At 69.2% G+C, this 23,363-nt stretch carries 21 protein-coding genes; 12 read left to right on the top strand and 9 right to left on the bottom strand.

The annotated features are described in order from the left end of the window. Window positions 1-77: 77 nt before the first annotated feature. Complete coding sequence (locus tag C1707_RS02860; RefSeq protein ID WP_101711611.1) at window positions 78-911, top strand: tetratricopeptide repeat protein; 834 nt, start codon at window positions 78-80, stop codon at window positions 909-911. On the opposite strand, the gene C1707_RS02855 is transcribed toward C1707_RS02860, so the two are convergent. Together C1707_RS02855 and C1707_RS02850 are read right to left on the bottom strand one after the other, a co-directional pair. After that, entirely contained in the window at window positions 908-1,963 is a 1,056-nt protein-coding gene (locus C1707_RS02855) for a DUF2855 family protein (RefSeq protein ID WP_101711612.1), read from the bottom strand. The two genes, C1707_RS02860 and C1707_RS02855, sit on opposite strands and share 4 nt — an antisense overlap. A gap of 96 nt (window positions 1,964-2,059) precedes the next feature. After that, window positions 2,060-2,647: an NUDIX domain-containing protein gene (locus C1707_RS02850; protein WP_101711613.1), complete on the bottom strand. Its 588-nt coding sequence runs from the start codon at window positions 2,645-2,647 to the stop codon at window positions 2,060-2,062. Window positions 2,648-2,726: 79 nt separating this feature from the next. Here C1707_RS02850 and C1707_RS02845 point away from each other — a divergent pair, with 79 nt between their 5' ends. Continuing rightward, entirely contained in the window at window positions 2,727-3,491 is a 765-nt protein-coding gene (locus C1707_RS02845; RefSeq protein ID WP_101711614.1) for a DeoR/GlpR family DNA-binding transcription regulator, read from the top strand. Here C1707_RS02845 and C1707_RS02840 read toward each other — a convergent pair. Beyond that, window positions 3,482-5,095, bottom strand: coding sequence for a sensor histidine kinase (locus C1707_RS02840; RefSeq protein ID WP_101711615.1), 1,614 nt, complete (start codon window positions 5,093-5,095; stop codon window positions 3,482-3,484). The genes C1707_RS02845 and C1707_RS02840 overlap by 10 nt on opposite strands. A 210-nt stretch (window positions 5,096-5,305) precedes the next feature. Here C1707_RS02840 and C1707_RS02835 point away from each other — a divergent pair, with 210 nt between their 5' ends. Continuing rightward, entirely contained in the window at window positions 5,306-6,046 is a 741-nt protein-coding gene (locus tag C1707_RS02835; protein WP_101711616.1) for a hypothetical protein, read from the top strand. A gap of 4 nt (window positions 6,047-6,050) precedes the next feature. Here the strand turns inward: C1707_RS02835 and C1707_RS02830 are convergent, their stop codons facing one another. Beyond that, complete coding sequence (locus C1707_RS02830) at window positions 6,051-6,722, bottom strand: hypothetical protein (RefSeq protein ID WP_101711617.1); 672 nt, start codon at window positions 6,720-6,722, stop codon at window positions 6,051-6,053. A gap of 141 nt (window positions 6,723-6,863) precedes the next feature. On the opposite strand from C1707_RS02830, the gene C1707_RS02825 reads away from it, so the two are divergent. The 6 genes from C1707_RS02825 to C1707_RS02800 all read left to right on the top strand — a co-directional run bounded on the left by C1707_RS02825 (window position 6,864) and on the right by C1707_RS02800 (window position 13,588). After that, window positions 6,864-7,586, top strand: a complete 723-nt coding sequence (locus C1707_RS02825) for a CPBP family glutamic-type intramembrane protease (RefSeq protein WP_101711618.1) — start codon at window positions 6,864-6,866, stop codon at window positions 7,584-7,586. Window positions 7,587-7,725: 139 nt separating this feature from the next. After that, a complete protein-coding gene (gene rpmH / locus C1707_RS02820; protein WP_012284717.1) occupies window positions 7,726-7,860 on the top strand; it encodes a 50S ribosomal protein L34 in 135 nt (44 codons plus the stop codon). Between the two features lie 112 nt (window positions 7,861-7,972). Continuing rightward, a complete protein-coding gene (gene rnpA / locus C1707_RS02815; protein ID WP_101711619.1) occupies window positions 7,973-8,443 on the top strand; it encodes a ribonuclease P protein component in 471 nt (156 codons plus the stop codon). Between the two features lie 6 nt (window positions 8,444-8,449). Beyond that, window positions 8,450-10,297 (top strand): membrane protein insertase YidC, encoded by a 1,848-nt coding sequence (gene yidC, locus C1707_RS02810; protein WP_101711620.1) that lies wholly within the window; start codon window positions 8,450-8,452, stop codon window positions 10,295-10,297. Further along, the gene (gene yihA / locus C1707_RS02805; protein ID WP_101711621.1) at window positions 10,297-10,947 is read left to right on the top strand and encodes a ribosome biogenesis GTP-binding protein YihA/YsxC; all 651 of its coding nucleotides are present in this window, start codon (window positions 10,297-10,299) and stop codon (window positions 10,945-10,947) included. Before yidC ends, yihA begins: the two co-directional genes overlap by 1 nt. A 349-nt stretch (window positions 10,948-11,296) precedes the next feature. Continuing rightward, on the top strand, window positions 11,297-13,588 hold the full coding sequence (locus C1707_RS02800) for a TonB-dependent receptor plug domain-containing protein (RefSeq protein WP_101711622.1): 2,292 nt from the start codon (window positions 11,297-11,299) through the stop codon (window positions 13,586-13,588). 174 nt (window positions 13,589-13,762) lie between these two features. On the opposite strand, the gene C1707_RS02795 is transcribed toward C1707_RS02800, so the two are convergent. The 4 genes from C1707_RS02795 to C1707_RS02775 form a co-directional block, all read right to left on the bottom strand. Next, window positions 13,763-14,521 (bottom strand): response regulator, encoded by a 759-nt coding sequence (locus tag C1707_RS02795; protein ID WP_101711840.1) that lies wholly within the window; start codon window positions 14,519-14,521, stop codon window positions 13,763-13,765. Window positions 14,522-14,666: 145 nt separating this feature from the next. Further along, window positions 14,667-15,812, bottom strand: a complete 1,146-nt coding sequence (locus C1707_RS02790) for a hypothetical protein (RefSeq protein ID WP_101711623.1) — start codon at window positions 15,810-15,812, stop codon at window positions 14,667-14,669. Between the two features lie 228 nt (window positions 15,813-16,040). Then, window positions 16,041-17,327 (bottom strand): adenylosuccinate synthase, encoded by a 1,287-nt coding sequence (locus C1707_RS02780; RefSeq protein ID WP_101711624.1) that lies wholly within the window; start codon window positions 17,325-17,327, stop codon window positions 16,041-16,043. 119 nt (window positions 17,328-17,446) lie between these two features. Further along, window positions 17,447-18,061: an acyloxyacyl hydrolase gene (locus C1707_RS02775; protein WP_101711625.1), complete on the bottom strand. Its 615-nt coding sequence runs from the start codon at window positions 18,059-18,061 to the stop codon at window positions 17,447-17,449. Window positions 18,062-18,184: 123 nt separating this feature from the next. Between C1707_RS02775 and C1707_RS02770 the strand changes: the two genes are divergently transcribed. The 3 genes from C1707_RS02770 to C1707_RS02760 all read left to right on the top strand — a co-directional run bounded on the left by C1707_RS02770 (window position 18,185) and on the right by C1707_RS02760 (window position 22,588). Continuing rightward, window positions 18,185-19,159: a threonine ammonia-lyase gene (locus C1707_RS02770; protein ID WP_101711626.1), complete on the top strand. Its 975-nt coding sequence runs from the start codon at window positions 18,185-18,187 to the stop codon at window positions 19,157-19,159. 236 nt (window positions 19,160-19,395) lie between these two features. Next, entirely contained in the window at window positions 19,396-21,048 is a 1,653-nt protein-coding gene (locus C1707_RS02765; RefSeq protein WP_101711627.1) for a M28 family metallopeptidase, read from the top strand. A gap of 151 nt (window positions 21,049-21,199) precedes the next feature. Next, window positions 21,200-22,588: an L-serine ammonia-lyase gene (locus C1707_RS02760; protein WP_101711628.1), complete on the top strand. Its 1,389-nt coding sequence runs from the start codon at window positions 21,200-21,202 to the stop codon at window positions 22,586-22,588. Between the two features lie 119 nt (window positions 22,589-22,707). On the opposite strand, the gene C1707_RS02755 is transcribed toward C1707_RS02760, so the two are convergent. Further along, on the bottom strand, window positions 22,708-23,352 hold the full coding sequence (locus C1707_RS02755) for a hypothetical protein (RefSeq protein ID WP_101711629.1): 645 nt from the start codon (window positions 23,350-23,352) through the stop codon (window positions 22,708-22,710). Between the last annotated feature and the right edge of the window lie 11 nt (window positions 23,353-23,363).

Here is a 23,363-nt window from a genome sequence, read left to right as displayed (position 1 = left end):
CCTTCGCGAATTTATGCTTAACGATTCCTTGAGGGGGCCGCGCGATGCTCGGCCCACCTTCCGGAGACATGCCTTCCATGTGTCGCAAGCCTGCCCTGCTCGCAACCGTCCTGACGCCCATTCTTCTGCTGAGCGCGCCGGTCATGGCCGCCGACAAGGGCGACAAGGCGGGCAAGAGCGCGCCAGTCGCCGCCCAGCCGGCCGCTCAGCCCGCCGCGCCGCGCAAGGCGAGCGCGGCCGAACGCGCCGAGGCCCGCCGCCTGGATCCGCTGGCCCGCGCCGCCTTCTGGAGCGGCGAGTTCGAGGCCGACCCGCGCGACGCCGAGGCGGGCGTGGGCCTGTCCCAGGCCCTGCGCGCCCTGGGCCGCTACGACGACGCCGCCGCCGCCGCGAGCCGCGTGCTGGTCTCGCACCCGAGCGACGTCGAGGCCCTGCTGGAGGCCGCGCGCGTGCAGCTGGCGCGGGGCGAGGGCTTCTTCGCCATCGAGCCGGCCAGAACCGCTGCGGCCGCCGCGCCGCGCGACTGGCGTCCGCAGTCGCTGCTGGGCGTGGCCCTGGAGCAGTCCAGGCGCGAAGACGAGGCCCTGGTCGCCCATCGCCAGGCCGTGGCCCTGGCCCCGAACGAGGCCGTCCCGGCCGCCAATCTCGCCATGTACCTGGCCGGTCACGGCGACCTGGCCGGCGCCGAGGCCCTGCTGCGCAAGGCCGTGGCCATGCCGTCCTCGACGATCCAGATTCGCCAGAACCTCGCCCTGGTCGTCGGCCTGCAGGGCCGCGTCGACGAGGCCGAGCGCATGGCCCGCCAGGACCTGCCGCCGCAGATGGTCGACAACAACCTGGCCTGGCTGCGCGCCGCGCTGGGCCAGGGCTCGGGCGTCCGCACCTGGGACGCCGTCAAGGCCGGCGGTTAGGGCGCCAGGGTCACGCCGGTATCGGGCCGGGTGCGGCCGTCGACCTGGGCCAGCCAGGCGGCCGCGATCGCTTCGGGACCTTGCGAGCGATTGACGTGCAGCCAGCGCGGCGCGTCGGCGACGAAGCCGCTCCACGCCGCGCCGTAACGCTGCTCGAACCCGCCGGCGCCCCAGTCCTGCCGGCGCTTGGCGATGCGGTCGGGCGCGAAGAAGAACACCGGCCTGGGGCCTGGCAGGCCGCCCTGGCCGCCGCCGGCCTCCCAGTGGGCGCCGCCCACCAGCATCGAATAGGCCAGGTCCTGGCCGAAGGTCTCGTGCACGGCGCGCAGCACGCCCGCGTCGCCGGCGAAGTCGATCGAGACGGCCGGCCGCGCGATCGAAGCCCCCGGCAGCTCGCCATAGGCCAGCACCTGGTCGTAGCAGCCCAGTCCCTCGACGAAGTCCCGGCCGCGCGGTGATGTCAGGCCGACCACCTTCACCGTTCCGCGCGCCTTCAGCAGCCAGGCCAGGCCGATCGCCGTCTTGGCCGAGGCGCTGGTCAGGACGACGGAGGCCGCGCCGAACCGGTCGTGCTCGTCGAGGAAGTCCTCGATCAGGAACGAGGTGATGAACAGCGGCTGCAACAGGGCGCGGTAGTCGTCCTGGCCGCCGTCGTCGTCCACGGCCAGATAGTGGTTGTAGGCCGCCGCCAGGCCCTGGCGATGCGGAGCGGCGTCGGAAAGGCCCGCGCGGCCGGGCCGCGCCTGCACCGTCAGATGCGTCGACATCGGCAGGAAGCCGTAGAAGCGTCGCCCGACGGCGACCTCGGGATGGGCCGAGGCCTCGACCCGGGCATGGCCCCAGACCGGCACGCGGCCCCAGCCGTCGGGACCGGGGAAGAAGTCCCAGTAGCGCATGGTCTCGCCGAAGGCGGCGTAGGTGACATTGTTGGCGGTCAGCGCGAAGCTCTCGACCGCCAGCCGGACCTCGCCGTCCCGCAGCGGCGGCGGGTCGACGTCCTGGAACCGCGTGCTGCGCAGGTCGGACTTGGCGACCAGAAAATCCCAGGCCATGGCCGTCTCCCTCGGCGATCGACGCGGGGAGTAGGCGGCGAGGTGTCGCCGAAGTCAAACGATTGTTTGAATTTCTGCCGCCCGCGCTTCGTGTCGTTACCGCGCCGGGAACAGCCGCAGCGCCGCGTATTGCAGCAGCATGATCGTCTTGGCGTCGCGGATGGCGCCGGTGTCGATCATCGCCAGGGCCTCTTCGATCTCCACCTCCTCGACGGCGATGTCCTCGCCCTCGTCGGCCTCGCCGCCGCCGGCCGACACCCGGTCCTCGGGCGCGTATTCGCCGACGAAGAAGTGCAGCCGCTCGGTCACCGAGCCGGGGCTCATGAAGGCGTCGAAGATCTTGCGCACCGTCTTCACGCGAAAGCCCGTCTCCTCCTCGACCTCGGCGCGGATGCGGGCCTCGGGCTCGGCGTCGTCGAGCAGGCCGGCCGGAACCTCGAGCAGCAGGTCGTCGTGGCCGTTGACGAACGCCGGGTAGCGGAACTGGCTGACCAGAACGACGGTCCGGCGCGCGGGGTCGTAGAGCAGGATCGCCGCGCCGTTGCCCCGGTCGTAGGTCTCGCGCGACTGCCGCTGCCAGGTCCCGTCGGCGCGCCGATACGAGAAGGTCGTCTTCTTCAGGGTGTACCAGTCGTCGGACAGGACGGTGACGTCCTCCACGCGGACGCGATCGGCGATGCTCATGACGGAACCTTGGGGAGGGCCTGGATTGGGTGTCTAAATTCGTGCAGTATCGTGCGGAGTCAAGAAGGTTCGTGCATATATGCTGACGTCGGAGCGCAAGGCGCTGATCCTGCGGGTGCTGGGCGCGGAAGGCCGTTTGGTCGCCAAGCCGTTCAGCCAGGGCCTGGGCGTCTCGGAAGACACCATCCGGCGCGACCTGCGGGAACTGGCGTCCGAGGGCCTGCTGCAGCGGGTGCACGGCGGCGCCCTGCCGGCCTCGCCGGCGGTGGCGGCGTTCGGCGTGCGCGAGGGGCGGGCGACGGCGGAGAAGGCCAGGTTGGCGCGCGCGGCGGCGCGGATGATCCAGCCGGGCCAGATCGTCTTTCTCGACGGCGGCACCACCAATGCGCGGCTGGCGCGGAGCCTACCCGCCGATCTGCGGGCGACCGTGGTCACCCACAGCCCCAGCATCGCCGTCGCGCTCGCGGAGCACCCGTCCGTCGAGGTCGAGCTGGTCGGCGGCCGGCTGTTCAAGCATTCGCTCGTCGCAGTCGGCGCGGCGGCGGCCGAGGCGATCGCGCGGGTCCGGGCCGACCTGTTCTTCCTGGGCGCGACCGGCCTGCACCCCGAGACCGGCGTAACCACGGGCGATCCCGAGGAGGCCGCGATCAAGCGGCTGATCGCCCGCCAGTCGGCCGAGACCGTGGTGCTGGCCACCCGCGACAAGCTGGGCGCGGCCTCGCCCTACGGGATCGTGCCCCTGGCGGAGATCGGCGCGGTGCTGGTCGAGCCGGGGTTGCCGGCCGAGATGCTGGCGCCGCTGCGGGCGGCGGGCGCGACGGTGGTTGAGGTGGGTCAGGCCTGAAGCTTCGCCGTCGCCGTCTCGACCCGGCCCACCGAGGCCTCGACCACGAAGCGGCTGCCCTGGCCCGGCGTGCTGTCGACGCGGATCTCGCCGCCCATGGTCTCGAGGATCTGGCGCGTGATGCTGAGGCCAAGACCGGTGCCGCCCACGTGCCGCGAGGCGTCGCCGACCTGTTCGAACGGCCGGAAGATCGCGTCCAGCTGGTCGGGCGCGATGCCGATGCCGGTGTCCTCGACGGTGAAGCGGAGGCGCGCCGTTTCGCCCGCCCCGTCCTCCAGTCGGTCGACCCGCAGGGTGACCGAGCCGGCGTCGGTGAACTTCACGGCGTTGCCCAGCAGATTGATCAGCACCTGCCGCAGCCGCTTGGGATCGGCGACGATCTGGCCGGGGACCTCGGGGGCCTGCTCGACGACGAAGGCCAGCCCCTTCTCTTCGGCCCGCAGGCGGAACATCTGGTCCAGCTCGACCAGGCAGGCGGCCAGGTCGAAGGCGACCGGCTGCAGGTCGAGCTTGCCGGCCTCGATCTTGGCGAGGTCGAGAATGTCGGTGATCACCGCCAGCAGGTGCTCGCCGCTGGACCGGATGGCGTCGACGGCCGTCCGCTGCTTGGGATCCAGGTTCCCGCGGCTGAGCCAGTAGCTGTAGCCGATCACCGCGTTCAGGGGCGTGCGCAGCTCGTGGCTCATGTGGCTGAGGAACTGCGACTTGGCGGCGTTGGCGGTCTCGGCGGCGATGCGGGCGTCCGACAGGGCGCGGGCCTCGTCCGCCTGCTGGCGCTGGCGGGTCTCGAAGTCGCGGCGCATGCCCAGCAGGCGATGCACGAGGAACGCGCCGATCATCAGCAGCCAGACGCCCAGGATGATCAGGTACCACTGCTCGTCCGACAGCTGGACGCCTTCGACGGCGACGGAGTCCATCGACACGGCCAGCGAGCCGGGCGGGGCGTCGCTGATGGCCACGGCGATCGAGCGCACGTCCGAGAGCTCGGGCGTCACGTCGCGACGCGACACCCCGTGGCTCGACAGCCACCACGGCTCGAGCGCCAGCCGGTCCAGCGGCAGGACGATGGTGTTGGCGCCCGGGACGACCGACACCTCGGCCGCCAGCGGCACGTCCTGGTCGCCGAGCCGATGGCGCAGGGCGGCCGGCGGGGCGGTCTTGAGCAGCACCTTCAGGCGGTCGGCCTCGCCGCGCCAGTTCAGGCGCAGGGTCAGGGTCTGGTACCGCGAGAAGTCGAGGCCCCGGCCCTTGGCGCCGAGGTTCAGCAGCATGCCGTAGCCGCAGTAGGGATAGGCGACGCCCGCGCGGATCTCGCACGACCAGGCCATCGGCCGGTTCGGATCGGGCGTCACGCTCGAGCGGCCGCCGTTCTCGTCGTCGGCGAAGGCGTAGCCGGCGTACTGGGTCGATCGCGGCGACAGTTCCAGCGTCTGGCGGGTGAGGGCGCTCTTGCCCAGCATCGCGGCGAAGGTGACCAGCAGCAGCAGGAAGATAACCGCCTCGACCTTGAGGTTGCGATAGCGCAGCCAGCCGGCGTCGTTCTCGTTCGACGCGGCCGGCCCTGCGGGCTGGCGGTCGAAGATGCGGAACGGACGCTGGGGCACGAGACGCTCCTTGAGGGGCCTGGCGGCCGCGTGAAAGGTGAGGAGCGGGGAACCTAGGCGGTCATGTTTGATCGCCGTTTAACGTCGGACGAAATTTCTTGCCGATTCGCCGCGAATTGGCGGATCTGCGTCTTTGCCGTGTCAATTGGCCGTGGTTCAACCTGTCGTGGGGCGCGCGTCGCGACCCCGATTCCGTCATGGAGCCGCCGCATGTCCGTCCGTCGTCAACTCGTCGCCGCCGCCGCCGTGGCGGGGATGATCTCCGGGGCGGCGCCGGCCGCGGCCCAGATCCCTTCGAATCTGCGCGACCTGGTGGGCGCTCGCGCCGCCGGCGGTGAAAGCCAGCTGCAGGATCGCGGCTATGCGCTGGACCACGTCGACGAAGGCGGCTCGGCCAAGTTCGGCTACTGGCGCCGGGGCGACGAATGCGTGCAGGTCACCACCCGCGACGGCCGCTACCTGACCATCGTCGAGGCCCGCGGCATGTGCCGCAAGAAGAGCTCGGGCTCCGACGCCTCGGCCGTCGTGGCGGGCGTCGCGATCGTCGGCCTGGCCGCGGCCCTGGCGGCGCACAAGAAGCACCACGACGACGCCGACCGCGACCACGACGCCGAGTACGAGCGGGGCTATCAGGCCGCCCTCTACGGCTCCGACTACGACGACCGCCATGAGAGCGAGGGCTACCACGAGGGCTTCCTGGCCGGGCAGTCCGAGCGCGACAATCGTCGCTTCTCCAACACCCGCTACGTCCGCAACGCGCCACGCTCGGCGCAGGAGGCCTGCTCGCGCCGGGCCGACGAATTCCAGAACCGTCCCTACGGCGGCAGCGTGCCGATCAGCGCGCGCGATCTGGGCCGGGGCGACTGGGAGCTGACCATGGCCACCGGCCCGTACCGCTCGCGCTGCACGGTTTCGTCCAGCGGCCAGGTGCGGGCGATGGAGCCCTACTGACGCCCTAGACCAGCGCCACGGGCAGCAGGATCAGCAACATGTAGAACAGCGCCCGAACTATGGCGCTGGCGGCCATCACGGCCGCGCGGACGAGGCTGGTCTTCAGGTGGCGCGCCATCCAGCGGGTCTCGGCCGTCAGCAGCCAGGCGGTCGAGGCCAGGATGACCGCCAGGCCCAGGGCCATGAAACCGGGGGTGTTCCTCTGCACGGTCATCAGGCCCAGCGACACCGTCAGCGCCACCGGCGAGGCGAGGTAGCACTGGGCGTAGAACGGTCGCCGCAGGGTTTTGCGCGAAACGACCTGACCTTGCTTGCGCAGCAGGGTCAGGGTCACCACCAGGGGCGTCAGGCCAAACAGCAGGCAGCGGAACATCAGCAGGTTCTGCTGGGAGTCGAAGATCATCTTGGACAGCGACGCGGCCCCAGCCGGCTGAGGCGCATGGACCGCCCAGCCGACGGCGTTGGCGATCACCAGGGTGATGATCAGCAGCACCGGCGGGCTCAGCGAGTCGTCGTAGCGCTGGTCTTCCGGCTGGCCTTCCTCGCGGTCGGAGTAGGCCATGGTGCTTATCGGTCGGGCGATGATCCGCAGCATGGTGCGCGGATAGAAGTAGAGCCACGTCATGGCTTCGAAGAGCAGTTCCTCGAAGCTTCTAAGGATTTTCAGAAGGTCCACGGGCGACGCACTCCACCGGTCGCCTTGGTGATAGCAGCCGTTTTCCGGCCAGTTCCAGCCTTTCCACCACAGCGCGCGCGGCGGGCGCTATACACGGCGGGCGAAGCCGGATCCTAATCCTCGCGACAGCGGAGCTTCGACATGGCCAGGCGGGACTTCCCCTATTATCGCGGCGCGCCGGTCGCTCTGTCGGCCACGGGCTGGGTCCTGGCGCTGGGCGGCTGCGTGGCGGGCTTCCTGGCCCTGATCCTCGTGCCGCGCGGTCCTCTGGGCGGTCTGCCGGGCCTGGTCGCGCCGCTGCTGTTCGTCATCCTGCCGCTGGCCGGCCTGACCCTAGGGGCGGGGAGGGGATGGATGGCGCTGTTTCCGCGCCCCAGGTTGCTCGACATCCTGATCGGCGTGGCCTTCGCGCCGCTGGTCCTGGCGGTGTCGGGCGTGGTCGCCTTCGTCTTCAGCCGGCTTGGCCCGGCCGTCTCCAACCCCGCCGCGGTGATCGTGGCCCAGCTGGAGGGCATGCGGCGGCTGGTGTTCATCGGCGGCACGGCGCCCCAGCTGCTGGGCGAGGAGATCGTCACCCTCGTGCCGTTCCTGGCCCTGCTGACCCTGCTGCACGGCCGCCTGGGCCTTTCGAAGCACAGGGCGATCGCGGGCGCGTGGATCCTGTCGGCGGCGATCTTCGGCCTGCTGCACCTGCCGACCTACGGCTGGAACCTCCTGCAGGTGCTGCTGGTCATCGGCGCGGCGCGGCTGGTGCTGACGATTCCCTACCTGCTGACGAAAAGCGTCTGGTCCTCGTTCGCGGCCCATCTGACCCTCGACTGGTCGATCTTCGCGCTCGTGCTGTTGGGAAGCGCGAGGGCCTAGAGGGCCAAGCCCTTGGCCAGACTCGGCTTCCGGCGTTTTTGCGCGGTTGACATCGCCCGGCCCGTCGCTTATCCACCGCCCCTCACTCGCGGCGGCCAACCAGCTTCCGCGTCAACGCTATTATATTCGGAGCCACGTCGTGAAGCGGACATTCCAGCCGTCGAAGCTCGTGCGAGCCCGCCGTCATGGCTACCGCGCCCGCATGGCCACCAAGAACGGTCAAAAGATCGTCGCGCGTCGCCGCGCCAAGGGCCGTAAGCGCCTGACGGCCTAAGAGCGGGTTTCCCGCTCTTCTTTCCTGCTTCGGCGGGATCGTACGACATGACAAAAGCCGCCCCTTCCCAGAACCAGGCCTTCAGCCTGCGCCGGAAAGGGCGGCTTTTTTCATGACCGATTTCCAGGTTTCCGCCCCGGTCGCAGCGGGTCCGAAGATCGAGCGCATCAAGGTGCGCGCCGACTTCCTCAAGGCCGCCAAGGCGCCTTCCCTGTCGCGCGGCGCCGTCTTCATGCAGCTGCGCCCCCGGGGCGACGACGACGCCCTGATCCGGGTCGGCTTCACCGCTTCCAAGAAGGTCGGCGGCTCGGTGGAGCGCAATCGCGCCAAAAGACGCCTGCGCGAGGCTGCCAGGCTGCTTCTCCCCCTTCATGGACGGCCCGGTTGCGACTATGTGTTCATCGCCCGCGGCGGCACGCGCTCGCGGCCGTGGGGGCGTTTGCTTGACGATGTAAAATCCGCGCTGGTAAGCCTCGCGGCCGAAATCGACCGCGGGGGCAAACGGACCGTTCCGCCCGCCCCTGCCGCGCCCGCTTCACCCCATTCGCACGCGCCTGCGTCCGATCCCTCCGATCCCGGTTAAGTGTCCATGCAGAACGACAACAAGAACACGCTGATCTTCATCGTCAGCGCGTTCGCGATCCTGATCGGCTACCAGTTCCTCGTGCTGGGCCCGAACCAGAAGAAGCAGGAAGCCGCCGCCCGCGCCAGGAAGGCCGCCGAGGCTCAGGCCGCCGCGGCCAATCCGGGCATGGCCATCGGACCGGACGGCAAGCCGCAGCCGATCAAGCTGTCGCGCGAGGCCGCCAAGGCCGCCAGCCCGCGCATCCCGATCGACACGCCCACCCTGTCGGGCTCGGTGTCGCTCAAGAGCGGCAGCGTCGACGACCTGCTGCTCAAGCGCTATCGCCAGACCACCGACAAGGCCTCGCCGCCGGTCGAGCTGCTGCGCCCCGCCGGCGCGGAGAACGCCTTCTTCACGCTGTTCGGCTGGAGCGGCCAGAACCTCGGCGCCATGCCGGGCGAGAACACGGTGTGGACCGCCGCGCCGGGCCAGACCCTGCGCCCGGGCTCGCCCGTCACCCTGACCTACGACAACGGCGCGGGCCTGGTGTTCAACCGCACCATCGCCGTCGACGCCGACGCGATGTTCACCGTCACCGACAGCGTCCGCAACAACGGCGGCCAGCCGGTCTCGATCACGCCCTACGCCTCGGTGCGCCGCTGGGGCGTCCCGGCCGACCTCGGCAAGAACCACATCGTCCACGAAGGGGCGATCGGCATGCTGGGCGAGAAGGACTACAAGCTCGAGCAGTCCAAGTACCAGAAGTGGAAGAAGGACAAGCCGCAGCAGACCATCACCTCGGTCGGCGGCTGGACCGGCATCACCGACAAGTACTGGCTGACGGCCCTGATCCCGACCCAGAACGAGCGCATCAACGCCCAGTACAACGTCACGCCCGTCGGCGGCGTGGACGTCTACGAAGCCAACTTCGCCGCCGTCGCCAAGACGGTGAACCCGGGCCAGACCGTCACCGAGACGACCCGCCTGTTCGCCGGCGCCAAGACCGTGCCGCTGCTGCGCAAGTACGAGTACGGCGAAGGCCAGGCCCCGGCCTGGTGGCAATTCTGGGACAAGAAGGCCCAGGCCATCCCGCGCTTCGAATGGGCCGTGGACTGGGGCATGTTCGCCCTGATCACCCGCCCGATCTTCAACGTGCTGGAGATCTTCTACAAGCTGGTCGGCAACTTCGGCATCGCCATCATGCTGCTGACCGTCGCCCTGAAGCTCATCCTCTACCCGCTGGCGGACAAGAGCTACGAGTCGATGGCGAAGATGAAGAAGGTCGCCCCCGAGGTCGAGAAGCTGCGCGCCAAGCACAAGGAAGACCCTGCCAAGCAGCAGCAGGAAATGATGGCGCTGTACGCCAAGGAGAAGATCAACCCGTTCATGGGCTGCGTGCCCATGCTGATCCAGATTCCGGTGTTCTACTCGCTGTACAAGGTGCTGACCGTCACCATCGAAATGCGGCACGCGCCGTTCTTCGGCTGGATCCAGGACCTTTCGGCGCCGGATCCGACGACGATCTTCAACCTGTTCGGCCTGATCCCGTGGGATCCGGGTTCGCTGCCCTTCCTGGGCGCCATGATCGCGCACCTGGGCGTGTGGCCGCTGCTCTACGGCTTCACCATGTGGCTGACCACGGCGATGAACCCGCCGGCCGGCGATCCGATGCAGCAGAAGATCTTCCAGCTGTTCCCGATCATCTTCACCTTCACCCTGTCGGGCTTCGCCGTGGGCCTGGTGATCTACTGGTGCTGGAGCAACGTGCTGACGATCGTGCAGCAGTACATCATCATGCGCCGCTACAAGGTCGACAACCCGATCGACAAGATCATCGGCCGGCTGATCGGCAAGACCGCGACGGCGACCTGATGACCGATCCGATCGAGCCGCTCTACACCGACGAGGAGATCGAGGCGGCCCGGGTGCTGTTCGCCCAGCCGGTCTCGTTCATGATGGGGGCCGTCCGCATGGACGGCCTGCCGCCCGCCGACCTGCCCGAAGTGGCCTTCGCCGGCCGCTCCAACGTCGGCAAGTCCAGCCTGATCAACGGTCTGGTCGGCCAGAAGTACCTGGCCCGCGCCTCCAACGAGCCGGGCCGCACGCGCGAGCTGAACTTCTTCCTGCTGGCCGAACAGCTGCGGCTGGTCGACCTGCCGGGCTATGGCTTCGCGCGCGTCTCGCGCTCGACGGCCAGCAAGTTCCAGGACCTGGGCCGCCAGTTCCTGCGCGGCCGTCCGAACCTGAAGCGGGTCTACCTGCTTATCGACTCGCGCCACGGCCTCAAGAAGGTCGACGCCGAGGCGATGGACGCCCTCGACATCTCGGCGGTGTCCTACCAGATCGTCCTGACCAAGGCCGACAAGATCAAGCCGCCCGAGGTCGACAAGGTCGTGGCCGATACGCTCAAGGCCATCGCCAAGCGCCCGGCCGCCTTCCCGCGGGTGATCGCCACCTCGTCGGAAAAAGGCCTGGGCCTGCCGGAGCTGCGCGCCGAAATCCAGCGCACCTGCCTTAGCTGACAAAAGCCAGCGCCGGCTTTCGGAACTTCCCCCCTCTGGGGGAGGCGGCCGAAGGCCGGTGGGGGACGTTTTCAGCTTTCAGCGCGCTGGTCGGGTTTGCGGCCACGCCCCCCACCGATCGCTGCGCGATCGCCTCCCCCACGGGGGGAGGTTCCTCTTCGATGGAAAAGGGGGGGGCTAGTGTGATCCGTGCACGGATCATCCGCGCACCTACATAAAACCGCAATAAAACTGTCGCCGAAACTTCTCTGGTTCAGAGGTTGTGGCGAAACTATGCCCTCCCCCGACAAGAACACCCGTGTTCTCCAGGTGTCGGGCCTGGGCGCGGAGTGTCCGTGGGGATGTTCCGATGAAGAAGACCGCTCTGCTGGCGCTGTGCGCCATCGCTCCGCTGGCGCTCGCCGCCCAGGCCGCGGCCGCCGACGTCGCTCCGGCCGATGCGCCGATCGCCACCGCCGACGCGCCGGTCACGGCCTCGGAAGTCGTGGTCCAGGCCCAGATCGCCTATCGCAACCGCACCGAGGAGACCGCTCCGGTCCTCGAGTACGGCCTCGACTACTTCCAGCGCTTCGAGCCGCTGACCGCCGGCGACGCCCTCAAGCGCGTGCCTTCGGTGGCCTTCCTGTCGGACGTGCTGGAATCGGATGGCGTGCGCCTGCGCGGCCTCGACCCGGCCTACACCCAGATCCTGATCAACGGCGAGAAGATCCCGGGCGCCGGTTCGGGCTCGGGCGCGTTCGGCGCCGGCGCCGACGGCTCGTTCTTCGTCGACCGCATCCCGGCCGAACTGATCGAGCGCATCGAGATCGTCCGCAGCGCCAGCGCCAACCGCAGCGGCGACGCCGTCGCCGGCGCCATCAACATCGTGCTGCGCGACGCCTACGCCCTGGACGGCGGCTTCGTCCGCGCCGGCGCGATGATGTTCGACGACAAGCGCATCCGCGAGACGGTCGGCGGCGTGTGGGGCGGCCAGGTCGGCCCCGGCCGCCTGCTGGTGGGCGCCAACATCCAGGGCCGCCGCAATCCCAAGCAGAAGCTGTCGCTGCGCTACGACGAGCCGAACGGCACGCTCGACAACAGCGAAGTCCAGACCGACGTCCGCAACGGCACCGACTATTCGGTCAACGCCAGCTACCAGGTTCCGGTGGCCGGCGGCGACCTGGAGCTGGCCGGTTTCTTCGTCCGCACCGACCGCCTGCAGGACGAGGACTCGATCGAGTACGCCAAGGACATCCGCACCAGCGCCAACATCCAGACGATCAACAACAACGACGTCCAGATCGACCAGGACAGCTGGTCGCTGACCGGCAAGTACAAGCGCGAGATGCTCGGCGGCCGCACCTCGGTGAAGCTCGGCTACGCCGGCTTCAAGGGCAAGGAAGACGAGTTCGAGGACGAGATCGAGTACCTGCGCGACGCGATCCCGTTCCCGGACGGCGACCGCATCACCCGCGACAAGTCGCGCAGCAAGATCGACGACACCGAGTTCTCGGCCAAGGTCGAGCACGAGCGCGACCTGTCGTTCGGCGCCGAGTTGGAGTTCGGCCTGCAGTACGAGAAGAAGGAGCGCGACACCCTCTTCACCGAGGTTCCGCGCAACCGCTACAACCTGCCGGCCACGACCGTCCCGGCCTTCGGCGCCTACGCCCCGATCGCTGGCGGCGACGCCAGCTTCGAGCAGACCCGCCTGGACCCCTACGTGATGCTGTCGGGCAAGTCCGGCGCGCTGAAGTGGGAAGCCGGCCTGCGCTACGAGACCACCGACGTCTCGATCGAGGACCGCACCTCGGGCGACACCTACGACAACGACTACAAGGAGCTGCTGCCGTCGGCCTCGCTGCGCTATAATCTGACCGACACCGACCAGCTGTACGCCGCCACGGCCCGCACCGTGCGCCGCCCGAGCTTCGAGTACCTTTCGCCGGCGACCCTGGAAGCCGAGCTGGGCGACAACGACTTCGTCGGCGTGCCCACCCTGAAGCCGGAAACCGCCTGGGGCCTCGACGTCGGCTACGAGCGCCGTCTCGGCCGTTCGGGCGTCGCTGGCGTCAACGTCTTCTACCGCAAGGTCAACGACCTGCTGGAACTGTACAACACCGGCGCTGAAGGCAGCGAGGGCGACGGCACCTTTGTCTACTCGGCCCGCAACGCCGGCGACGGCAAGGTCTGGGGCGTCGAGTTCGACCTGTCGACCCCGCTGACCTTCGTCGGTCTCGACAACACCGGCGTGTTCCTGAACTACTCGTGGCTGGACAGCGACATCGACGACGAGTTCGGCTCGCGCAAGTTCAACAGCCAGTCGGACTACGTGCTGAACGTCGGCTTCATCCAGGACCTGCCGACCTGGGGCGCCTCGTTCGGCGCGACCTACCGCAAGCAGGGCGAGGCCTACAGCCGCGTCGTCGGCGAGGAGGTCACCACCACCTACGGCGGCGACCTGGAGATCTTCGTCGAGAAGCGCATCGGCAAGGACATCACCGTCCGCCTGACCGGTTCGAACCTGCTGGACGCCTCCAAGAAGGAAAGCTTCAACAAGTTCACCACCATCGAGGACCAGGTCGACCGCAGCTTCGACGAGTACGAACTCGAGCGCGAGCAGGCCGGCCCGGTGTTCCAGCTGATCGCCCGCATGGCGTTCTGATCGGGGCCATACGGTTCGAAAAGACGAAGGCGGCGTCCGAAAGGGCGCCGCCTTTTTCTTTGTTCCTCCCCCGTGAACGGGGGAGGGGGACCACGAAGTGGTGGAGGGGGCGAGGCTGGGCTCAGAGGAGGCGGTCGCCCCCTCTGTCGCTGAAGCGAGAGAGGGGTGGATCCCTCAAGCCGCGCGGCCGTTGCCCTCGTCGGTCATGAAGCCCATCAGCACGTCGATGCGCTTGACCAGTTCGGCGCGGGCCATGGCGCCGGTGGTCTCGACCTGGGTCACCGCGCCCAGGGCGTTGGCGGCCTCGATCAGGCGCGGCTCCTTCACCGCCTCGCCGACGGCGCGCAGTTCGGCCGCCTGGGCGGCCAGGGCGCGGCGGGCCTGGGCCGGATCGCTGTCCAGCGATTGGGCGGCGGACTTGACGATGCGCAGGGCCTGCGAGAGGCGTGCGGCGGGCGTGCCGGCCGCGTCGGCCTTGCGCTTGCGCGGGCCCTTGTATTCGGCCGAGTTGAAGCGGCGGCGGTCGGGACCGACGTACTGCACGGCCTCCACCCAGTCGCGCGGCTTCAGCGTCACCGCTTCCAGGCGCCGCTCCAGATCCTTGATCGTGAACGGCTTGCGCATGAACTCGTGGATGCCGGCGTCGCGCGCCCCGAAGATCGCCTCGGCGGTGGCTTCGGCGGTGCACATGATGATCGGGGCCTGGCGGCAGGCCAGGTCGCTGCGACGGATCTTGCGGGCCAAAGCCAGGCCGTCGACGCCGGCGCTGGCGTGCTCGACGAAGATCATCTGCGGGTCGACGGTGCGGACCATGCCCCAGCCCTGCTCGACGGTCGGGGCGGCGAAGATCTGCACGTTGCCCACGTGGCGCAGCTGGTCGCCCAGCAGGCGGACGGCGGCGGTGCTCGGGTCGACGACCAGCACGCGCTGCATCTTGGCGGCGATGCGCTGCAGGGTGCGAGGGTTGCCGTCGAACACGGGGCGGGGTCTCCAGAAGATCGGACCCCGAGTCTTAGCCCATGAGGGTAAAAAACCGCTTGATGATTACGCGCCCGACCTGTGCGTCAGAACGACCGTTTCAGATGGCGAGCGAGGCCGACAGGCCGGAATCGAAATCCTGCAGGATGTCGACGGCTTCCTCGACGTCGACGATGGCCGGCTGGCCTTCGGGGAAGCGGTAGCGCCAGAAGCTGGCGATGTGCGAGATCACCCCGACCTTCTCGCCCAGGGACAGGAACATGTCGGGGGCGCGCAGCAGGAATTCGCGGAAGGCTTGCGGCTTGCCGTTGTCGATCAGGTCCTCGAAGGCGTCGTCATAGACCTTCAGCGTGCGCAGGATCGAGGCGCGCTCGACCACCACGCCGTGCTGCAGGCGCTTGCGGGCGTCGTCGACATAGCGGGCCGTCTCGGCCTCTCGGGCGCCGGTGATGACCATCTGGCCGATCTCGCCGGCCGTGGCGGTCAGCTGCGGCCACAGGCGGGTGAGCATCCACTTGTAATAGAGGAAGCCCTTCCAGCTGAAGACGCCTTCCCGGAAGCTCTCGCCTTCCAGCACCAGGGTCTCGCGCAGCGGCTCCAGCCGCTCGTCGACGTCGGTGGACAGCAGGGCCTCGACCAGGCGGGCGGCGTGGGCGCCGTTGGTGCGACCGGTGTCGCGATAGGCCAGGTCTATCAGCCGCGAGATCTCGACGGTGACGAAGCCCTGCATCTGCTCCAGGTCGCCGGGCGACAGGGCGAAGTAGCAGGGGGCCACGATCATGCCGTGGCGGCGCAGATGCTCGCGCAGCAGGAACGGATCCAGCGACGGCAGCATGTCGATCATGCGCAGGGTCGCCAGGTCGCGCGTCATGTCCGACGGGTCGTTGCAGGCCTCGCGCAGCAGGTCGATCCAGCCGCGCTGGCCGACGAAGAACGACTGGCCGCCCAGCGACAGGTCGCTGCGCTCGAACGGGATGATGATCTTGGTCGCCGTCGGGCGCGCCTCGTCGAACAGGAAGAGGTCGTCGCTGCGCAGGCGGTGCTTGACGATCAGGGCGTTGTTCAGGACCCGGTTCCGAAACAGCGGGTGCTGGGAATATTCGGGGCGCTGGCTGCTGTCGGCGGCGATCGCCAGCAGGTTCAGCACCCGGCTGGTCGAGGCCGTGCGCTCCAGGGCGCGCAGGCTGCGCGTCAGGCGGTCCGGCTTGCGAACCGGGGCGAGCTTTCGACGCGCGGACAAGATCAGGAACCCCCTTGGTGTACGGGGGAAACCATACGGCTCGCGGCCTAAGCAAACGCTAACCGTGACCGTAGGTAGTCCCCGGAATGGGGATTAGCGGATGGCGGGAGCGCCCTCTCCCTCGTGGGAGAGGGTCCCCTCAGTCGCTCCGCGACAGCTCCCCCAGAGGGGAAGCATCTCGGCGGCCCAGATCCTCCCCCTCTGGGGGAGGCGGCCCGGAGGGCCGGAGGGGGATCACCCCTCGAACGGGTCGCGCATCAGGATGGTGTCGTCGCGCTCGGGGCTGGTCGACAGCAGGGCCACCGGGGCGCCGATCAGTTCCTCGACGCGGCGCACGTACTTGATGGCGTTGGCGTTGAGGTCCTTGAACGAGCGGGCGCCGGCGGTGCTTTCGCTCCAGCCTTCCATCTCCTCGTAGATCGGCTCGGCGGCCGCCTGGTCGCGCATGCCGGCCGGCAGGTAGTCGACGACCTTGTCGCCGATCCTGTAGCCGACGCAGATCTTCAGGGGCGACAGGCCGTCCAGCACGTCGAGCTTGGTCAGGGCGATGCCGTCGATGCCGTTGATGGCCACCGACTGGCGCACCAGCACCGCGTCGAACCAGCCGCAGCGGCGCGGACGGCCGGTGTTGACGCCGACCTCGCGGCCGATGGTGGCCAGGTGCTTGCCGACTTCGTCCTGCAGTTCGCAGGCGAACGGGCCCTCGCCGACGCGGGTGGTGTAGGCCTTGACGATGCCCAGCACGTAGCCCGGGCCCTTGGGGCCCATGCCCGAGCCGGCGGCGGCCTGGCCGGCGACGGTGTTGGACGAGGTGACGAACGGATAGGTGCCGTGGTCGACGTCGAGCAGGGCGCCCTGCGCGCCTTCGAACAGGATGCGGCGGCCGGCCTTCTTGGCCTGGTCCAGCACCCGCCAGGCCGGCTGGGCGTAGGCCAGGATCTTCGGCGCGATCTCCATCAGCTGGTCGAACAGCTGGCCCGCGTCGGCGTCGGGCAGGCCAAGGCCCCGGCGCAGGGCGCCGTGGTGGCTGAGCAGGCGCTCGATCTTCGGCTTCAGGGCCTCGGGGTCGGCCAGGTCGGCGACGCGGATGGCGCGACGGCCCACCTTGTCCTCGTAGGCCGGACCGATGCCGCGGCCGGTGGTGCCGATCTTCTGGCTGGAGGCGGCTTCACGCGCCTGGTCCAGGTCGCGGTGCAGCGGCAGGATCAGGGTGGCGTTGTCGGCCAGCACCAGCAGCTCGGGGGTGATGTTGACGCCCTGGTCGGCGATCTTGCCGATCTCGGTCAGCAGGTGCCACGGGTCGACGACGACGCCGTTGCCGATGACCGAGGTCTTGCCCTGCACGACGCCCGAGGGCAGCAGGGCCAGCTTGTAGACCTTGCCGTCCACCACCAGCGTATGGCCGGCGTTGTGGCCGCCCTGGAAGCGCACGACGACGTCGGCCCGGTTGGAGAGCCAGTCGACGATCTTGCCCTTGCCCTCGTCGCCCCACTGGGCGCCCACGACGGTCACGTTGGCCATGATACGGATATGCCTTGTCACCTGCCCGGTAGCGCCCGCGGCCCTTCGACAGGACTCGGCGGCGGACGTTCGTCAGATTGTCGGTGACGGGCGGGGGCCGTCAGCCGGCCCCCGCGAAGTCAGAAGGCGTAAAGCAGGCGCACGCCCAGATCGTCAAGCCCCTGGTTCTTGCCCTGGTGGAAGATCTGGCCGTTCGACAGGTGCACGTAGGACAGTTCGGCGGCCCACTTGTCGTTGAAGCGGTAGCCCAGCGCCAGTTCCGGCTGGAACAGCACCTTGGAGCCGAAATCGATGCGCGTGTTGTAGAGCTTCAGGCGGCGGTCGATCTCGGCCTGGCTGATGCCCGGCTCGTTGACCGGCGGCAGGCCGGTCTCGCCGTCGGTGTAGGCCAGGCCCATGCCCGGACGGAAATAGAAGCCGCCCTCGGCCCCGAAATCGATCGGCCAGCTGAGGCCGGCGGCCACGAAGTTGGAGGTGTTCTCGCTGTTCAGCGACACGAAGGCGTGAACCTGCGGCTTGCCCAGCCAGCGGACGTTCTCCAGGCGATCGGTGCGGTAGCCGATGTGCAGGTCGACCCCGTCCTCGCGGCCGGCGGCGCCCAGGCCCACGGCCTCGCCGATGAAGGTGACGTCGTGCTTGTAGGCGCCGACGATCAGTTCGCCGGCCGAGGCGGAAGAGGCGACGGCGCAGGCGAGCGCGGCGCCGGCCACGGCGGCCAACAGTGCGGTTTTCATGGTCTCTGACCCCTCAGCAGTATCCGGCTCCCTTATGGCGCGAACCGCCGGTGCGAGCTAGAGCGAGTGCTATCGAATGCTGTGGCCGCGTGGCCGCATAGCCACTGAGCCGCCGAGGGCCCCATGACCGTCTCGCTCGCCGACATCCAGGCCGCCGCCGAACGCCTGACGGGCCAGGCCGTGGTCACGCCCCTGCTGGAGAGCGCGGCCCTGTCGGACCGGCTGGGCGGCCGGATCTTCGTCAAGCCCGAGACCCTGCAGCTGGCCGGGGCCTTCAAGTTCCGGGGCGCCTACAACCGCCTCTCCCAGTTCACCGACGAGGAGAGGGCGCGCGGCGTCGTGGCCTTCTCGTCGGGCAACCACGCCCAGGGCGTGGCGCTGGCGGCCGACAGGCTGGGCATGCCGGCCCTGATCGTCATGCCCGCCGACGCGCCGTCGGTGAAGGTGGAGGCCACGCGCGGCTTCGGGGCCGAGATCCGCTTCTTCGATCGCTTCAAGGAGGACCGCGAGGCGATCGCCGCCGAGATCGCCGCCGAGCGCGGCATGATCGTCGTGCCGTCCTACGACGACCCGCACATCATCGCCGGCCAGGGGACTGTGGGGCTGGAGATCGTCGCCCAGGCCGAGGCCGCCGGCGCGGTGCTGGACAAGGTGCTCTGCCCCATCGGCGGCGGCGGCCTGATCGCCGGAACCTCGACGGCCGTGAAGGCCCTGTCGCCCGCCACCCAGGTCTGGGGCGCCGAGCCGGCCGGCTTCGACGACACCCGCCGTTCGCTGGGCAGCGGCCAGCGCGAGGTGATCGACCCCGACGCCCGCTCGTTCTGCGACGCCCTGCTGGCCCCGACGCCGGGCGCCCTGACCTGGCCGATCAACAGCCGCACCCTGACCGGCGTCGCCGCCGTCACCGACGACGAGGTGGCGGCCGCCATGCGCTGGGCCTTCATGCACCTGAAGCTGGTGGTCGAGCCGGGCGGCTGCGTGGCGCTGGCGGCGGCGCTGTCGGCCAAGATCGATGTGAAGGAGCAGACGGCGGTGATCGTGCTGTCGGGCGGCAACGTGGATCCGGCGGTGTTCGCGGGGGTGCTGACGGGCGTCTGAGACGACCCCCTCCGGCCCTCCGGGCCACCTCCCCCTCTGGGGGAGCTGTCGCGGAGCGACTGAGGGGGTAGCGCCCGCTTCCGATCCCTTATCCGTGTCCTTCGGCCGCCGCCTTCTCCCGCAAAAGAAGAAGGAAGCTGAAGCACGCCCACTTTCTCGACACCCCCTAGCGGCGGTCAAAACCTCCCGCTAGGGTCCGCGACCTCGAAACGAAACGCTCGAAAAGAGTAGGGACGATGAAACGCCTTCTCCTCGCCACGGCCCTGATCGCCGCGCCGATGCTCGCGCATGCGGCCGACGCGCCCAAGATCGACCCCGCCAAGCTGTCGCAGCACATCAAGGTGCTGTCCTCGGACGAGTTCGAAGGTCGGGGCCCCGCCACCGAGGGCGAGAAGAAGACCGTCGCCTACGTCACCGAGCAGATGAAGGCGATCGGCCTGGAGCCGGCCGGCGACCTGCAGACCGACGGCAAGCGCGCCTGGACCCAGGACGTGCCGCTGGCCAAGTTCGAGATCTCCGGCCCGGTCAGCGCCCACGTCATGGCCGGCCCGGACCACGTGATGCTGAGCCAGGGCGAGCAGATCGCCATCCGCGCGGCCATGACCAATGTCGACAAGGTGTCGATCAAGGACGCGCCGCTGGTCTTCGTCGGCTACGGCGTCAAGGCGCCCGAGCGTAACTGGGACGACTTCAAGGGCGTCGACCTGAAGGGCAAGATCGCTGTCGTGCTGATCAACGACCCGGACTTCGAGACCGGCGCCGGTGATTTCGGCGGCAAGGCCATGACCTACTACGGCCGCTGGACCTACAAGTACGAGGAAGCCGCCCGCCAGGGCGCGGCCGGCCTGCTGATCGTGCACGAGACCGCGCCGGCCTCCTACGGCTGGGCCACGGTCAAGAACTCCAACACCAACACGATGTTCGACATCGTCCGCAAGGATCCGACCAAGTCGCACCCGGCCCTGGAGGGCTGGATCCAGCGCGACCTGGCCGTCGACCTCTTCAAGAAGGCCGGCCTGGACTTCGAGGCCCTGAAGAAGCAGGCCCAGACCCGCGACTTCAAGCCGGTGGACCTGAAGGCGACCTTCTCGGCCGACTACGCGGTCAAGCACGAGGTGATCGTCTCCAAGAACATCGCCGGCCGCGTGAAGGGGACCAAGTATCCCGACGAGACCATCATCTACAGCGGCCACTGGGATCACCTGGGCGTGGGCCTGCCCGACGCCAGGGGCGACAAGATCTACAACGGCGCCGTCGACAACGCCGACGGCATCGCGGCCTTGCTGGAGCTGGGCCGGGCCTTCAAGAGCCAGCCCGCGCCGCAGCGCTCGGTGATGTTCCTGGCCGTGACCGCCGAGGAGAAGGGCCTGCTGGGTTCGGAGTACTACGCCGCCAACCCGCTGTTCCCGCTGGCCAAGACGGTCGCCGACCTCAACATCGACGCGCTGTCGGCCGCCGGCCCGGCCAAGGACGTCACCACCTCGGGCGACGGCAAGGTCGACCTGCAAGACATGCTGGTGGCCAAGGCCAAGGAAGAGGGCCGCTACTTCACGCCCGATCCCGTGCCGCAGGCCGGCCACTTCTACCGCTCGGACCACTTCCCCTTCGCCAAGCGCGGCGTGCCGGCGATCTCGGTGGGCTCGGGCAGCGACCTGGTAAAGGGCGGCAAGGAGGCCGGCGAGAAGGCCGAGGCCGACTACAACGCCAACCGCTACCACCAGCCGGCCGACGAATGGTCGGCGGACTGGGACCTGTCGGGCCAGGCCATGGACATCGGCCTGTTCTACAAGGTGGGCGCGGATCTGGCGAACTCGCGCGCCTGGCCCGAATGGCAGGCGGGGTCGGAGTTCAAGGACCTGCGCGACAAGAGCAAGGCCGAACGGAAGTAAGGCCGCTGAGAACCGCGCGCTCCCTCAGCCGTCATCCCGGCCGGAGCGCAGCGTAGAGCCGGGACCCAGGGGCCTTGCACACCGCCCCTGGGTCCCGGATAGCGCCTTCGGCGCTTCCGGGATGACGACCTATTTTGCGATTTCCCTCACAATGACCGCCTCCGTCTTCGATCTCTTCAAGCTGGGCGTCGGCCCTTCCAGCAGCCACACCATGGGGCCGATGACGGCGGGGGCGATGTTCGTCGAGCGGCTGCGCGCCGCCGGCAAGCTGCCCCTGACGGCCCGGGTCGAGACCCGGCTCTATGCGTCGCTGGCCCTGACCGGCAAGGGCCACGCCACCGACCGCGCGGTGATCCTGGGGCTGATGGGCTTTTCGCCCGCGCAGCTGGATCCCGACGCCGGCGAGGCGGCGCTGGCGGAAACCAAGGCCACGCAGTGGATGATGCTGGGCGGCGAGGTTGGCATCGGCTTCGACGAGGCCCGCGACATCGTCTTCGCCGGCCACGAGCGCCTGCCCCAGCACCCCAACGCCCTGACCTTCAGCGCCTTCGACGCCGAAGGCGGCGTGCTGGCCGAGCGCACCTATTTCTCGATCGGCGGCGGCTTCGTGCGCGACGAGAGCGAGATGGGCCGCAACGCGCCGCCGGAGGAAGGCCCGGCCATCCCGTTCCCGTTCGAGAGCGCGGCCGACCTCCTGGAGCGCGCCGAGCAGGCGGGGCTGACCATCGCCCAGGTGATGGCCGCCAACGAACTGGCCCGGATGAGCGAAGGCGAGATGAACGCCGGCCTCGACCGCATCTTCGGGGCCATGGAGGCCTGCATCGACCGCGGCATGCGCGAGGAGGGCATCCTGCCGGGCGGCCTGACGGTAAAGCGCCGCGCCCGCCAGATCCACCAGACGATCCTCGGCCGGATGGAGCGCCAGATGAGCGACCCGCTGGCGGCCATGGACTTCGTCAACCTGTGGGCCATGGCGGTCAACGAGGAGAACGCCGCCGGCGGCCGCGTCGTCACCGCCCCGACCAATGGCGCCGCGGGGCTGGTGCCGGCCGTGCTGCGGTTCTTCGTGCGCTTCCACAAGGGCTCGCCCGAGCAGATCCGCGTCTTCCTGCTGACCGCCGCCGCCATCGGCGCGCTCTACAAGCGCAACGCCTCGATCAGCGGGGCCGAGGTCGGCTGCCAGGGCGAGGTGGGCGTGGCCTGCTCGATGGCCGCCGGCGGCCTGTGCGCCGCCCTGGGCGGGACCAACGCCCAGATCGAGAACGCCGCCGAGATCGGCATGGAGCACAATCTGGGCCTCACCTGCGACCCGATCGGCGGCCTGGTGCAGATCCCCTGCATCGAGCGCAACGCCATGGGCGCCATCAAGGCCATCGACGCAGCTCGCCTGGCCCTGCTTGGCGACGGCCAGCACTCGGTCAGCCTCGACAAGGTCATCGCCACGATGAAGCGCACCGGCGAGGACATGAACGAGATCTACAAGGAGACCTCGCTCGGCGGCCTGGCCGTGGGCCTGTCGGTGAACCGGGTGGAGTGCTGAGGCGGCGCTGGAGCGCGTCAGGCGAAAGTGTGAGCGGTTTCGCCGACTGACGCGCTCTAAATGCTTGATTTAGAGCCTTTTTAGACGCCTCACATGATTCCATGTGAGGCTAAAAGGCTCTAGGCGCCGGCGTGCTCCAGCGCCCGCCGCCAGACCTTCTGCATCGTGTCCAGGGCGTCCATGATGTCCCTGGCCGAGCGGCCGGATCGGCTGAGCTGGTGCTGATACATGGCCATGAACGTGTTCAGCGGCGTCTTCTGGATGTCGACGAACGATCGTACGGCCGAGACGACGAGCAGTCCGTCGATGTGGCCCGACAGCGGATGCGCCCTGTCCAGCGGCGAGACCCAGGTCGTGATGTCGATACGAAAGAACGCGGCCTGCGGGGTCTTGGCGCCTCGGTCCATGCCGACGAGGTACTTGCGGCTCGGCTGCTCCAGCGCGGGCCGGTCGGCCGTGGCGGCCGCCAGTTCGATGACCTGTCGCGCCTCCGACGTCGAAAGCGCGGCGAAGTCTCCCTCCAGGGCCTTGGGCTCCACGGGGCTGGGATCGCCGCCGCGAGCGCCGTAGCCGTAGGCCTGTTGGACGATCCTGTCCCGCTCAAGGATGGGCACGTTCACCTGGTCGCGCGCATCCTGCGGCGCGCGAAACGCCGCCTCGTCGAGGCGATGTTGCTCGACGGCCAGTCGCTCCAGCGCCTGGACGGCGTCGGCGAGGGCGGGCTCGCGCTCCAGCAGGGTGCTGAGCGGCGTCAGATAGACCATGTCGGTTCCCC

It is taken from the genome of Caulobacter flavus (assembly GCF_003722335.1).
Taxonomy (GTDB): domain Bacteria; phylum Pseudomonadota; class Alphaproteobacteria; order Caulobacterales; family Caulobacteraceae; genus Caulobacter; species Caulobacter flavus.
Note: the sequence above shows the minus strand (reverse complement) of the source record. Positions and strands in the feature narration are given on the sequence as shown.

Coding starts and splice junctions, on each gene's coding strand:
- C1707_RS02775 (WP_101711625.1), bottom strand. CDS start 18,061: ATGAAAACCGCACTGTTGGCCGCCGTGGCCGGCGCCGCGCTCGCCTGC.
- C1707_RS02860 (WP_101711611.1), top strand. CDS start 78: ATGTGTCGCAAGCCTGCCCTGCTCGCAACCGTCCTGACGCCCATTCTT.
- C1707_RS02795 (WP_101711840.1), bottom strand. CDS start 14,521: ATGCAGCGCGTGCTGGTCGTCGACCCGAGCACCGCCGCCGTCCGCCTG.
- C1707_RS02760 (WP_101711628.1), top strand. CDS start 21,200: ATGACCGCCTCCGTCTTCGATCTCTTCAAGCTGGGCGTCGGCCCTTCC.
- C1707_RS02850 (WP_101711613.1), bottom strand. CDS start 2,647: ATGAGCATCGCCGATCGCGTCCGCGTGGAGGACGTCACCGTCCTGTCC.
- C1707_RS02765 (WP_101711627.1), top strand. CDS start 19,396: ATGAAACGCCTTCTCCTCGCCACGGCCCTGATCGCCGCGCCGATGCTC.
- C1707_RS02770 (WP_101711626.1), top strand. CDS start 18,185: ATGACCGTCTCGCTCGCCGACATCCAGGCCGCCGCCGAACGCCTGACG.
- C1707_RS02835 (WP_101711616.1), top strand. CDS start 5,306: ATGTCCGTCCGTCGTCAACTCGTCGCCGCCGCCGCCGTGGCGGGGATG.
- C1707_RS02755 (WP_101711629.1), bottom strand. CDS start 23,352: ATGGTCTATCTGACGCCGCTCAGCACCCTGCTGGAGCGCGAGCCCGCC.
- C1707_RS02845 (WP_101711614.1), top strand. CDS start 2,727: ATGCTGACGTCGGAGCGCAAGGCGCTGATCCTGCGGGTGCTGGGCGCG.
- C1707_RS02855 (WP_101711612.1), bottom strand. CDS start 1,963: ATGGCCTGGGATTTTCTGGTCGCCAAGTCCGACCTGCGCAGCACGCGG.
- yidC (WP_101711620.1), top strand. CDS start 8,450: ATGCAGAACGACAACAAGAACACGCTGATCTTCATCGTCAGCGCGTTC.
- C1707_RS02800 (WP_101711622.1), top strand. CDS start 11,297: ATGAAGAAGACCGCTCTGCTGGCGCTGTGCGCCATCGCTCCGCTGGCG.
- yihA (WP_101711621.1), top strand. CDS start 10,297: ATGACCGATCCGATCGAGCCGCTCTACACCGACGAGGAGATCGAGGCG.
- C1707_RS02780 (WP_101711624.1), bottom strand. CDS start 17,327: ATGGCCAACGTGACCGTCGTGGGCGCCCAGTGGGGCGACGAGGGCAAG.
- rnpA (WP_101711619.1), top strand. CDS start 7,973: ATGACCGATTTCCAGGTTTCCGCCCCGGTCGCAGCGGGTCCGAAGATC.
- C1707_RS02825 (WP_101711618.1), top strand. CDS start 6,864: ATGGCCAGGCGGGACTTCCCCTATTATCGCGGCGCGCCGGTCGCTCTG.